Origin of the sequence: Streptomyces sp. PA03-1a (assembly GCF_033792805.1) — a bacterium.
In the GTDB taxonomy this organism is placed as follows: Bacteria; Actinomycetota; Actinomycetes; order Streptomycetales; family Streptomycetaceae; genus Actinacidiphila.
Window position 1 is genome coordinate 23,398 of sequence record NZ_JARAVO010000020.1, and the last position, 10,990, is coordinate 34,387.

Annotated in this window: 11 protein-coding genes and 1 pseudogene; 4 read left to right on the forward strand and 8 right to left on the reverse strand. The window is 72.9% G+C overall.

Going from position 1 to position 10,990, the window contains the following annotated elements; genetic code table 11:
• Positions 1-12 precede the first annotated feature (12 nt).
• Positions 13-921, forward strand: coding sequence for a GNAT family N-acetyltransferase (locus PV341_RS06640; RefSeq protein WP_500356988.1), 909 nt, complete (start codon positions 13-15; stop codon positions 919-921).
• 151 nt (positions 922-1,072) lie between these two features.
• On the opposite strand, the gene PV341_RS06645 is transcribed toward PV341_RS06640, so the two are convergent.
• From PV341_RS06645 to PV341_RS06655, 3 genes are all read right to left on the reverse strand, one after another.
• Positions 1,073-1,465 (reverse strand): hypothetical protein, encoded by a 393-nt coding sequence (locus tag PV341_RS06645; RefSeq protein WP_500356989.1) that lies wholly within the window; start codon positions 1,463-1,465, stop codon positions 1,073-1,075.
• 142 nt (positions 1,466-1,607) lie between these two features.
• A complete protein-coding gene (locus PV341_RS06650; RefSeq protein WP_500323595.1) occupies positions 1,608-2,327 on the reverse strand; it encodes an FAD binding domain-containing protein in 720 nt (239 codons plus the stop codon).
• A gap of 193 nt (positions 2,328-2,520) precedes the next feature.
• Positions 2,521-3,342 carry a siderophore-interacting protein gene (locus PV341_RS06655; RefSeq protein ID WP_500323597.1) on the reverse strand — a complete coding sequence of 274 codons (822 nt, stop codon included), beginning with the start codon at positions 3,340-3,342 and terminating at the stop codon, positions 2,521-2,523.
• A gap of 114 nt (positions 3,343-3,456) precedes the next feature.
• On the opposite strand from PV341_RS06655, the pseudogene PV341_RS06660 reads away from it, so the two are divergent.
• Positions 3,457-3,990: pseudogene (locus tag PV341_RS06660) on the forward strand (ABC transporter ATP-binding protein); the annotation flags it as partial.
• Positions 3,991-4,064: 74 nt separating this feature from the next.
• On the opposite strand, the gene PV341_RS06665 reads toward PV341_RS06660, so the two are convergent.
• Positions 4,065-5,408, reverse strand: coding sequence for a lysine N(6)-hydroxylase/L-ornithine N(5)-oxygenase family protein (locus tag PV341_RS06665; RefSeq protein WP_500356991.1), 1,344 nt, complete (start codon positions 5,406-5,408; stop codon positions 4,065-4,067).
• 84 nt (positions 5,409-5,492) lie between these two features.
• Between PV341_RS06665 and PV341_RS06670 the strand changes: the two genes are divergently transcribed.
• Positions 5,493-6,440: a methionyl-tRNA formyltransferase gene (locus PV341_RS06670; protein ID WP_500356992.1), complete on the forward strand. Its 948-nt coding sequence runs from the start codon at positions 5,493-5,495 to the stop codon at positions 6,438-6,440.
• The gene (gene argB, locus PV341_RS06675; RefSeq protein WP_500323609.1) at positions 6,437-7,297 is read left to right on the forward strand and encodes an acetylglutamate kinase; all 861 of its coding nucleotides are present in this window, start codon (positions 6,437-6,439) and stop codon (positions 7,295-7,297) included. Before PV341_RS06670 ends, argB begins: the two co-directional genes overlap by 4 nt.
• Before the next feature lie 73 nt (positions 7,298-7,370).
• Here argB and PV341_RS06680 read toward each other — a convergent pair whose 3' ends face one another.
• From PV341_RS06680 to PV341_RS06695, 4 genes are all read right to left on the reverse strand, one after another.
• Positions 7,371-7,769 carry a tautomerase family protein gene (locus tag PV341_RS06680; RefSeq protein WP_500356994.1) on the reverse strand — a complete coding sequence of 133 codons (399 nt, stop codon included), beginning with the start codon at positions 7,767-7,769 and terminating at the stop codon, positions 7,371-7,373.
• A gap of 104 nt (positions 7,770-7,873) precedes the next feature.
• Positions 7,874-8,674: an ABC transporter ATP-binding protein gene (locus tag PV341_RS06685; RefSeq protein ID WP_500356999.1), complete on the reverse strand. Its 801-nt coding sequence runs from the start codon at positions 8,672-8,674 to the stop codon at positions 7,874-7,876.
• Positions 8,675-8,722: 48 nt separating this feature from the next.
• Positions 8,723-9,784 carry a FecCD family ABC transporter permease gene (locus PV341_RS06690; protein ID WP_500323615.1) on the reverse strand — a complete coding sequence of 354 codons (1,062 nt, stop codon included), beginning with the start codon at positions 9,782-9,784 and terminating at the stop codon, positions 8,723-8,725.
• Positions 9,785-9,786: 2 nt separating this feature from the next.
• Complete coding sequence (locus PV341_RS06695; protein ID WP_500323616.1) at positions 9,787-10,812, reverse strand: FecCD family ABC transporter permease; 1,026 nt, start codon at positions 10,810-10,812, stop codon at positions 9,787-9,789.
• Between the last annotated feature and the right edge of the window lie 178 nt (positions 10,813-10,990).

Consider the following 10,990-nt stretch of genomic DNA (forward strand, 5'->3'; position numbering starts at 1 on the left):
GAAGGACCTCGCGTGACCGATCTGGTCATCCGCCCCCTCGCCGCAGGCGAGGAAGCGCTTTTTGAATCCCTGCCCGATCCCGGTCTGGTCGGCTTCGCCGCCTTCGGCGACACCTACAGTGAGATGGCCGCCGCCGGTGAGTACCGCCCCGAGTGGACCTGGGTGGCACTGCGCGACGGCGTCGTCGTCGCGCGCGCCGCATGGTGGGCCGGGCCGAAGGACGACAAGCCGCTCGCCCTGGACTGGTTCGACTTCATCGACGCCGGTGCGGCCGTGGAACTGCTCCGCACCTCGCCGCTGCGTGCCCAGTACTCCCTCAAACTGGGGCCCGGCTGGCGCGACGTGCCCGCGGTCCGGGAGCAGGCCCAGGCCCGGATCGACGCGGCCGTCGCCGCGGGTCTGTCCCCTCTGGTCGAGCGCTTCCGCTACCGCTGGACGCCGGACTGCGGCGTGCCCGCGCGCCCGGGCCGCCTCGAATTCCGTCCCGAGCCCGACGACGCGGCATTCCTCGATGTCTTCCGCCGCATCCACCGGGGCAGCCTCGACGCCCATGTGCGCCGCACCGTCGCCACCTCCGGGCTCGAGGCGGCCGCCCAGGAGGAACTGGATTATCTACGCTGGTTGCCGAGCCCGCGCGAGTGGTGGCGCCTGGCCTACGACTCCGCCGGGGAACTCGTCGGGCTGCGCGTCCCCGGCCGCCACTACGGGGACCCCCTGATCGGCTACATCGGCGTCGTGCCCGAGCACCGAGGCCAGGGATACGCCTACGACCTGCTCGTCGAGGCTACGCACAAGCTCGCCGACGAGGGCGTGGACCGCATCGTGGCGGGGACGGACCAGACCAACGCACCGATGGCCGCCCACTTCGCCAGGGCCGGTTACCCGATCGCCCAGGAACGCATCGACCTGATCTGGCCCTGACCCCGCTCGCCGGAGGCGGGGTGCGGGACCCGGGTGCACGACCGGGTTCCGCACCCCGCATCGGCCCACGGGCGTGGCCGGCAGCCGGGAGGCCGCGTCAGTACCCGGCGCCTCCTTCCGCCCGCCGCCGGCTGACCTCACCCGTCGGCGGTCACAGCTGCGCCTCGCAGGCCTCCAGCCTGGCGAGCAGGCTCGCCAGGGCGTCGTTCCACCGCTCGGTGCCCCGCTGTTCCTCCAGGAGGGCGCGCAGCGCCCGGACCTCGTCGGCGGCGAAGGACTCGTGACCGGGGTTGTACTCGAACTGCAGGAACGCGATCCGCAGCTCGAAGTACCGGGAGGGGTCCGCGTCGTGGAGCCACCGGTTCAGGGCCAGTGCCGCGGCGCCCTCCATCCGGGCGCACCGGAGGCCGACCGACGGCTCCAGGACGAACTCGACCGTGGAAACGCCGCCGGGCGTGATGAGGCACATCCGCGCCGGGGCCGGCCCGCTCCGGACCATGCCGAACGACGCCCCGTACTCTGGGTCTTCCGGCGTGTCAGCCATCTCTGCTCTCGCCTCTTCCGATCCGGTGGGAGATGGGCGAGGTCCCGCGCCAGGGTGGGCGCGGGCCCTCGCACTCATCAACAACCGGGAGCGCCGGGTCATACCCGATGCGTCGGGCGAGATCGCGGGGCCCGTGCGGGGGTCAGGAGCCGGGGAGCCGTCCGGCGAGTCCGGTGACCTGCCGGCGCACCACGTCCCACGCCGCGGGGTGGAGCGCGGCGAGGTCCGTCTCCTCCAGCGCGTGCAGGGCCGCTGCGGTGCCGCCGCCGAACGGGGCGCTACCGCCGAGCACTTCGTAGCCGTCGCGGACGGCGACGCGCAGACGGTGCCCGTCGTCGGCGGCGTGCACCGCGGCGGCGACGACGAGGGGCGGAGGCCCGCCCGCCTCGCCGGACTGCTTCTCGTACGTGCTCACCAGCGGCTCCCGCCAGCGGATGCCGAGCAGGAGGTGCTGCTTGGCCACGGCCTCGACGAGATCGGTCTCGTGGGTCCGGTCCGGCTCCAGCGTGATCGCGCGGGCGCCGAGGACGAGGGCGGCGGGCAGCAGGCAGCGCAGGGTGCTGCCGACGAGGTTGCCGCCGACGGTGGCCGTCCGCCGCACGGCACCGGTGCCCACACCGGCGGCCGCCCGTCGCAGCACCTCCGGAACCCGGTCGTCGATCCGGTTCAGCACCACCGCCGCGCCCAGCGCCTCGCGTCCGACCGTGTTGGCCTCGGGCAGATCGCGCAGCGACATGGCCTGCTCGGGGAAGCCGTCGCGCTGCCAGGTGGCCCACACGAGCGTCGCCCCGCCGACGGGCACCGCCCCCTGGGCCATGAACTCCTGTGCTTCGGGCACGGACGTGGGCAGATGCAGCAGCACGGCTGTCGACCCGCCTTCCGGGAGTCGGCGACCGGACGGCGCGCGTGCCGGTCGCATGATCGCTTGCGCTACGCATTCTCCCCGTACCTGAGGGAGCGCGTACAGGGCTCAATTGTTCCCTTTGTGCGCCCTCCGTGCGCGAAGTGCCCTGCGTGCGCGGGGCCGAGGCGGCGCTTCCGTCCCACGGCGGGGGTCAGGCGTCCTCGTGGCGTGCCTCGTGCCGCCAGAAGCCGGAGAAGGTGATGCGGTCCTTGGGGAGGCCGGCGCGGTGCAGGTGCCGGCGTCCCTTGGTGGCGAGGCTCTGCTCGCCGACGACGAAGGCGTACCCGGTGGCGTCCACCGGGGTGTGCTTGCGCAATTCGGCGAGTGCGACGGAGCCGGGGACCGCGTGCGGGTCGTCGCGCACGACCCAGGTGACGGCGATCCCGGGGGGCGCGTCGAGGTCGCGCCGGTCGTCCGGGGTGGGGATCTCCTGGATCAGTCGGCCCACGGTGCCGCGGGGGAGGGAGCGCAGGATGCCCGTGGCGGCGGGCATGCCGCTCTCGTCGGCCACGACGAGGACCTCGGAGGCGTCCTCGGGGCAGTCGAACATGACGCCCTGGTCGAGGAGCGCCAGCGCGTCCCCGGGCCGGGCGTCGCAGGCCCATATCGCGGCACGGCCCTCGAGTTCGCCGTCCGGGGCGCGGTGCACGACGAACTCGATGTCCATTTCGGCCGCTTCGGGACGGAACGCGGCGACGGTGTAGTTCGAGTAGTGCGGACGCTCGGCCGTGGGGATGGCGAGGTAGGGCTGCCACCAGCGCGCCCCGGAGAACTCGGGCAGCCGCAGGGCGTCCTGGTGGGGGAGCTGCATGAAGAGGCGGAACCAGTGGTCGTAGCCCAGCCACGGGAAGTCGGCGAGGTCCGCGCCCCTGACGGTCACGCGGTGCAGGGAGGGGGAGACCCGCTCGGTCCTGACGACCTCGGCGCGGAACATCCTGGGGTTCTGCGGCATGAGCCGCGGGGTCTTCGCCATGCAGGAAGGTTAGCCTAAGTTTACCGAAGTGAGAGGGGGGTGGTCCGGGCAGAGATTAGGTTAGGCTAACCTTCGTTTGTGAGTTCTACGGAAGACACTGCCGCGGCCTCAGGCCTGCGTGGTCACCGGCTGACGGCGTACGACGTGACCGTGTCGTACGACGGGGTCGACGTCGTCCATGACGCGGCGATCACCCTCCGGCCCGGTGAGGTGACCGCCCTGGTGGGCCCCAACGGCAGCGGCAAGTCGACGCTCCTGCGCACCGTGGCACGCCTGCAGCGGGCCCGCCGCGCCACGTTGACGATCGACGCGCACGACGGGACCGGCGCCGACGGGCTCGCCCTGACGGCACGTGAGTTCTCCCGCCGGGTGGCCCTGCTGACGCAGGGGCGCCCCACGCCGAGCGGGCTGACGGTACGGGACGTCGTGGAGTTCGGCCGCTACCCCTACCGGGGGCGCTGGGGCCGGCCCGACCCGGACGGCCCGGCCGCGGTGGACCGCGCGCTGGCGCTGACCGGAGTCGCGGACCTCGCCGCCCGGGGCGCCGAGCACCTCTCCGGCGGCCAGCTCCAGCGCGTCTGGCTCGCGAGCTGCCTCGCCCAGGAGACCGGTGTGCTCCTCCTCGACGAGCCCACGGCCTACCTCGAGGCGTAGCACCTGGGCCCGAAGCCGAGCGGACGCCTTTGGGGGCCGCCGGACGACCGGCGGCCCCCGAAGGCGTCTCAGGCGCGGGCCGTGACCGCCGCGGCCGGCTCGTCCTGACGGGCGACGAGCGAGGCGACGATCTCGCCGGCCCGGATCGCGGTGGTGGACAGCAGGGTGGAGGTGAGCCCGTGCGTGTGCTCGGTGCCGCCCTGCACGTAGATGCCCGCCCGCACCTCGGGGGCGACCTCGACGCGGTGGTCGCGGCCGACGCGGAGGGCGTCGCCGTCGTCGCGCAGGCAGATCTTGGCGGACTCCCCGAGGAGCGTGCCGACGTCCTGCGAGCGGTACCCGGTGGCGTGCACGAGGACGTCCGCCTCCAGGACGTGCCGCTCGCCGGTCGGCAGGAACTCCACCGTCACGTCGAGGCCGTCGTCCGCGGCGCTCACCTCGCGGATGCGGGAGACGTTGAGGAAGCGCAGCCGTTCGCGGCCCTGCACCTTCTCGCGGTAGGAGGTCGCGTACAGGGCCTCGATGAGGTCCATGTCGACCACCGAGTAGTTGGTGCTGCGGTGGTAGTCGACGAGGGACTGCTTCACCTCGGACGGGGAGCCGAAGTAGAGGTCCACCGCCTCCGGGTCGAAGATCCGGTTGGCGAAGGGGCTGTCGTCGGCGGGCGTGTAGCCGTACTTGGCGAACACCGCGCAGATCTCCGCGTCGGGGAAGGTGCGGTGCAGGAAGTCGACCGCCTCGGCCGCGCTCTGGCCGGCGCCGAGGACGACGGCCCGGCGCACCGGGGTGCCCGTCGCGGTGAGCTCGGCGACCCTGGGCAGCAGCTGGCTGTTGTGCCACACGCGGTCCGACAGCTCGGTGCCCGGCGGCAGGTGCGGCTCGAGCCCGACGGCCACGCTGATGTTGCGGGCCCGGTGGGTGACCGTCCGCGCGGGGTCCTCGGGGTCCCGGCACGTCACGTCGAGGTGGTCGACCTCGCCGTCGGCGTCGCGGACCGGTGTGACCGACAGCACTTCGCAGGAGTAGTCGACGACGCCGGCGACGCGGGCGGCGGCCCACTCGAAGTAGTCGTGGAACTCCACGCGGAGCGGGAAGAGCGTCTTCTGGTTGAGGAAGTCGACCAGCCGGCCCTGTTCGCGCAGGTAGCACAGGAAGCTGAAGTCGCTGGTCGGGTTGCGCATGGTGACCAGGTCCTTCAGGAACGAGACCTGCATCGTCGCGTCGTCGATCAGCATGCCGCGGTGCCACCCGAAACGGGGCTGCCGCTCCAGGAAGCGGGCGTTGATCCGCCGGGAGGCGGGGACTTGTGCGTTGTGCTCCTCGATGGCTATCGCCAGAGCCAGATTTGACGGACCGAAACCGATTCCCAGGATGTCGTGGATCGTGTCCGGCTCGTTGAGCGGTGCTGTCACCGTTGCATCGCCTCCCTATGCGCGCCACATACTAGATAAGGTAAGCCTAACCTTGCAATAATCACTGAAGGAGAGGCAGAGCCCATGCGGGTCGTCATGTTCGGTTACCAGACCTGGGGACACCGGACGCTGCAGGCCCTGCTGGAGTCGGATCACGAGGTCGTCCTCGTCGTGACCCACCCCAGGAGCGAGCACGCGTACGAGAAGATCTGGGACGATTCGGTGGCGGAACTCGCCGAGAAGCACGGCGTGCCGGTGCTGCTGCGCAACCGCCCCGACGACGCCGAACTGCTGGAGGCCGTCCGCTCCGCGGCACCCGACATCATCGTCGCCAACAACTGGCGCACCTGGCTGCCGCCGGAGATCTTCGACCTCCCGCCGCACGGCACCCTCAACGTGCACGACTCCCTGCTCCCCGCCTACGCGGGTTTCTCCCCGATCATCTGGGCGCTGATCAACGGCGAGGAGCACGTCGGCGTCACCGCCCACCGCATGGACGGCGAACTGGACGCCGGCGACATCCTCCTGCAGCGTTCGGAGCCCGTCGGCCCGCACGACACCGCGACCGACCTCTTCCACCGCACCTGCGACCTGATCGCACCCCTCGTGCGCGAGTCCCTGGACCTGATCGCCTCCGGCCGCGCCGAGTGGACGCCCCAGGAGCGCTCCCGCGCCAGCTTCTTCCACAAGCGCTCCGTCGAGGACAGCCGCATCGACTGGAACTGGCCGGCCGAGGACCTGGAACGCCTGGTGCGGGCGCAGTCCGACCCCTACCCCAACGCCTTCACCTACCACCGCGGCGAACGCATCAGGATCGTCTCCGCCGCCGTCTCGCAGGCCCGGTACGGCGGCACGCCCGGCCGCATCTTCATCCGCGAGGGCGACGGGGTCGTCATCGTCGCCGGCGCGGACGCCCGCGGCGGTCACCGCAAGGGACTGCTGGTGCGCACGGTCCGCACGGACGACGGCACCGAGTACGCGGCCGGCGACTGGTTCCGCACCATGGGCGGCTACCTGACCGCGCGTCCGTGACGACGGCCCTGGCCGGCCCCGGGCCGCTGCCCGCCCTGCGCGCGCTCGGGGGCCGCACCGTCGTCGTGAAGGTGGGCGGCAACGCCATGGGCGACGGCTCCCTGCTGCGCACCTTCGCGCAGGACGTCGTCCGCATCCGGGAGGCCGGGGTGCGGGTCGCCGTGGTGCACGGCGGCGGCCCGCAGATCAGCGCCCAGCTCGACCTGATCGGCATCGAGGCCCGCTTCGTCGGCGGGCTGCGGGTCACCACCCCCGAGGTCCTGGACGTCGCGCGGATGGTCCTGGCCGGCAAGGTCCAACGGGACCTGGTGGGGCTCCTCAACGAGCACGGCCCTTACGCCGTGGGGCTCACCGGCGAGGACGCGCACACGCTGACCGCGGTGCGCCGCTACGCCGAGGTCGACGGCGAGATCGTCGACATCGGCCTCGTCGGCGAGGTGACGGAGGTCAACACGGCCGCCGTGGACGTGCTGCTGGAGCACGGCCACATCCCCGTCGTCTCCTCGCTCGGCCGGGGCACGGACGGCCAGATCTACAACGTCAACGCGGACGCGGCGGCCGGGGCCCTGGCCGCCGCGCTCGACGCCGAGGCACTGGTCGTCCTCACCGACGTGCCCGGGCTGTACGCCGACTGGCCGCGCCGCGGACGGGTCCTGGACCGGCTCACCGCCGCCGAACTGGAGGCGATGCTCCCGGCGCTGGGGGGCGGCATGGTGCCGAAGATGGAGAGCTGCCTGCGGGCCGTCCGGGCGGGCGTCCGCACGGCCCGTGTGCTGGACGGCCGCGCCCCGCACGCCCTGCTGCGCGCGCTGTCCGTCGGGCCGGGCGGCGCCGGCACGACCGTCCTGCCCGGCTAGGCGAGGTGTGCCGTGGTGGCCGGGCCGCGGTTGCCCGCGCCCGTCCGCCCCGGCGACCGAAGCCGGCAGCAGGTCAGTCGGTTCCTGCGAGCCAGTCGCCCTCGTCTCCCGGTTCGGGCAGGATGCGGCCCCCCTCGGCGGCGAACCGGGCGGGGCTGTCCTTGACGATCACGAGGACGTGCGACTCCGGGACGCCGGTCACTCTGCTGCCGGCGGCCGAGATGTCCTTGGCCGGCTGTGTCTTCTCCGTGTCCGCGTGGCCCGCCCGTGTGGTCGCCTCGATCAGCAGGGGACGTGAGGGAACCGAATCCGTGAACACGCTGCCGTCGGGCAGTTCGGCGAACGTCACGTGCACGAAGGAGGTGGGCGCCCCGGTGATCGACGCGTGGAGACGCGTGAACTCCGCCGCCAACCCGGCCTTCTGCTGCGCCGAGACCGTGTTCTGGGTGGTGACCACGTGGTAGACGGGCATGGCCGGCTCCGATCAGCCGTGCGAACCCCGTACCAACACCGTGGGCCGCCGCCGTGCGGGCCGCAGGTCGACGGTGTCCGGCTCCCCGATCTCCGCCCGCCGGGTCACTCGGCGGCGACGGGGACCGCCTCGTGGTGGCGGCCCATGGGGATCACCAGCGGGGTGCCGCTCACCGGGTCGGTGGTGACCTGGCAGCGCAGGTCGAAGACGTCCTCGACGGTCCCGGCGGTGATCACCTCGGCCGGTGTGCCCTCGGCGGCGATCCGCCCCGACTTCATCGCGATGACGTGGTCGGCGTAGCGGCAGGCCTGGTTGAGGTCGTGCAGGACCATCACCACCGTGCGGTTCTCGCGGCGGTTGAGGTCGGTGACGAGGTCCAGGACGTCGATCTGGTGGGCCAGGTCCAGGTAGGTGGTCGGCTCGTCCAGCAGGAGGACGGGGGTGCCCTGGGCGACGGCCATGGCGATCCAGGCCCGCTGGCGCTGGCCGCCGGACAGCTCGTCCACGGCCCGGTTCGCGAGCTCGGTCATGCCCGTCGCCGCCAGCGCCTCGTGGACCGCCAGCTCGTCGGCCTTGGACCACTGCCGCCACCACGTCTGGTGCGGCGAACGGCCCCGGCTGACCAGGTCGATGACGGTCAGCCCCTCCGGGGCCACCGGGGTCTGCGGCAGGATGCCCAGCCGCTGGGCGAGTTCCCTGGTCGGCACCGACCGCAGGGCGCGGCCGTCGAGTTCGACGACGCCCTGACGGGGCGCGAGCAGCCGTGCCAGGGCGCGCAGGAGGGTGGACTTGCCGCAGGCGTTGGCGCCGACGATGGCGGTGATGCGGCCGGAGGGTACGACGAGGTCGAGGTCCTCGACCACCAGCCGGTCGTCGTACGCCAGGTGCAGCCCGCGTGCCCGCAGGTCGGGGCCCGCGGCGGCGGTGGGGGCGGGGTCGGTGTCGCCATGGGTTCAGCCTCCTGAGCCCGCGCGGTTGGCGCGGATGAGCAGCCAGAGCAGGACCGGCGCGCCGATGACGCCGGTGACGATCCCGACCGGGAGTTCCGTGCCGGGGATCGCTTCGCGCGCGATGAGGTCGGACCCCAGGACGACCAGCGCGCCGGTCAGTCCCGAGGCGGCCGGCGGTGGCCACGCCGTGCCGGCCATCCGCTGGGCGATCTGCGGGGCGGCCAGCGCCACGAAGGCGACCGGTCCGGCCGCGGCCGTGCCGAAGGCGATCAGCCCGACGCCGATGAGCAGCAGGGCCAGCCGCACCGGCTGCACCGGCGTGCCGAGGCCGGCCGCCACGTCGTCGCCCAGTTGCAGGGTCCGCATCCAGCGCCCCATGCCGAGCGCGAGCGGCACGAGGACGGCCATGGCGACCGCGAGCTGCGTGACCTGGTCCCAGGTGCGGCCGTTGAGGTTGCCCACCAGCCAGCCGAGGGCGGCCTGCGCCTCGAACCGCTCGCCGCGCGCGACCAGGTAGTCCGTGGCGCTGGTGCACATCCAGGACACGCCGATGCCGACCAGGATGATGCGGTAGCCGGTGGCACCGCCCTTCCACGCCAGTGCGTACACCAGCAGCGCCGTGACCAGCGCTCCGAGCAGGCCGAAGCCCTGGGTGCCCAGGCCGCCGTCCCAGCCGAGCACGATGCCCGCGACCACGGCGGTCCCCGCGCCCTCGGTCAGCCCGATCATGTCGGGGCTGGCCAGCGGGTTGCGGGTCATGGTCTGGTACAGCGCGCCGGAGATGCCGAACGCGATGCCGACGAGTAGTCCCGCGAGCGCGCGCGGCAGCCGCAACTCCCGTACGACCAGCACCGTTCCGGGGTCGCCGGCGCCGGTGAGGGCCTTGACCACGTCGGCGAACCCGATGGGGTAGTCCCCGAGGGACACGCCCCAGCAGAAGAGCAGGAACACCGCGACGGCCAGGGCGGCGCACACGGCGACCAGCCGCGGCCGGAGCACGCCGGAGACCGGTGGGGCCGCCAGGCGGAAGGGCCGGCGGCCGCGGAGGGGGGCGAGGGCGGTCATGCTCAGACCTCCGCGAGTTTGCGCCGGCGGACGAGGGCGACGAAGAACGGGCCGCCGATGAAGGCGACGAGCACTCCGGCCTGGACCTCGGTGGGCCGTGCGACGACCCGGCCGAGGATGTCCGCGGTGAGCAGCAGGCACGGGGCGAGCACCGCCGAAAGCGGCAGCAGCCAGCGGTGGTCGGGGCCGATGCCCGCGTGCTGGGCCAGCACCCGGGCGACGTGCGGTACGACCAGGCCGAGGAAGACCACCGGGCCGATCACGGCGACCGACGCGCCCGTGAGAAGCATCACCGCGACGACCCCCTGCAGGCGTACGAGGCCGAGCCGGCGTCCGAGGGAGGCGGCCACGTCGTCGCCCAGGGCCAGGCTGTTGAGCGCGGGGGCGGCGGCGAGCGCGAGCACCGCCCCGACCGCCAGGAACGGCAGGATGCTCCGGACGACGGTGCCGTCCTGGTCGGCGAGGGTGCCCGCGGACCAGAAGCGGTAGCGGTCCAGGGCGTCGGGATCGGTGAGGACGATCGCGTTGGTCAGCGAGAACAGCAGGAAGGTGACGGCGACTCCGGCCAGCGCCAGTTTCACCGGCGTCGCGCCCGAACGGCCCGTCCGGCCCAGCAGGAAGACCAGCACGCTGGTGCCGAGCGCGCCGGCGAAGGCGAACCAGATCGTGCCGTACAGCGAGCCGAGCCCGAACAGGGCGATGGCGACGACGATCCCGAAGGACGCGCCCGCGCTGACCCCCAGGATGCCGGGGTCGGCGAGCGGGTTGCGGGTCAAGGCCTGCATGAGCGCGCCGGACAGCCCCAAGGCGGCGCCCGCGGTGAGGCCGAGGACGGTGCGCGGTACGCGGACGGTCCAGACGATGTTGTCCACGAGATGGCTGGAGGGGTGGCCGAAAAGCGCCCGGACGACCTGGTCCGGGGGGATGTCGACGGCACCCAGCCCGATCGACAGCACGCACAGTCCGGCCAGGGCGACGACCGGCAACACGACGAGCAGGGCGGGGCGCAGGTGTCCGCGCGCGGTCACCGGCCTGGCTCCACGGCCAGCATCCTTAGGTTAGGCACACCTTAACCCTACCGCCGTGAGCTGTGCGGTCACGCCCCGCCGGGGAGGTCTATCAAGTTAGGTAATGCTTACCTTAATATGGCGAGCGGTCGCGGCTCGGTCGAGTCGATTCCGCACATAAGGGAAGGCACGGGCACCG

Excerpts from the sequence above, each read along its gene's own strand:
- PV341_RS06680 (WP_500356994.1), bottom strand. The coding sequence starts at position 7,769 with ATGCCCGTCTACCACGTGGTCACCACCCAGAACACGGTCTCGGCGCAG.
- PV341_RS06670 (WP_500356992.1), top strand. The coding sequence starts at position 5,493 with ATGCGGGTCGTCATGTTCGGTTACCAGACCTGGGGACACCGGACGCTG.
- PV341_RS06645 (WP_500356989.1), bottom strand. The coding sequence starts at position 1,465 with ATGGCTGACACGCCGGAAGACCCAGAGTACGGGGCGTCGTTCGGCATG.
- PV341_RS06690 (WP_500323615.1), bottom strand. The coding sequence starts at position 9,784 with ATGACCGCCCTCGCCCCCCTCCGCGGCCGCCGGCCCTTCCGCCTGGCG.
- PV341_RS06655 (WP_500323597.1), bottom strand. The coding sequence starts at position 3,342 with ATGGCGAAGACCCCGCGGCTCATGCCGCAGAACCCCAGGATGTTCCGC.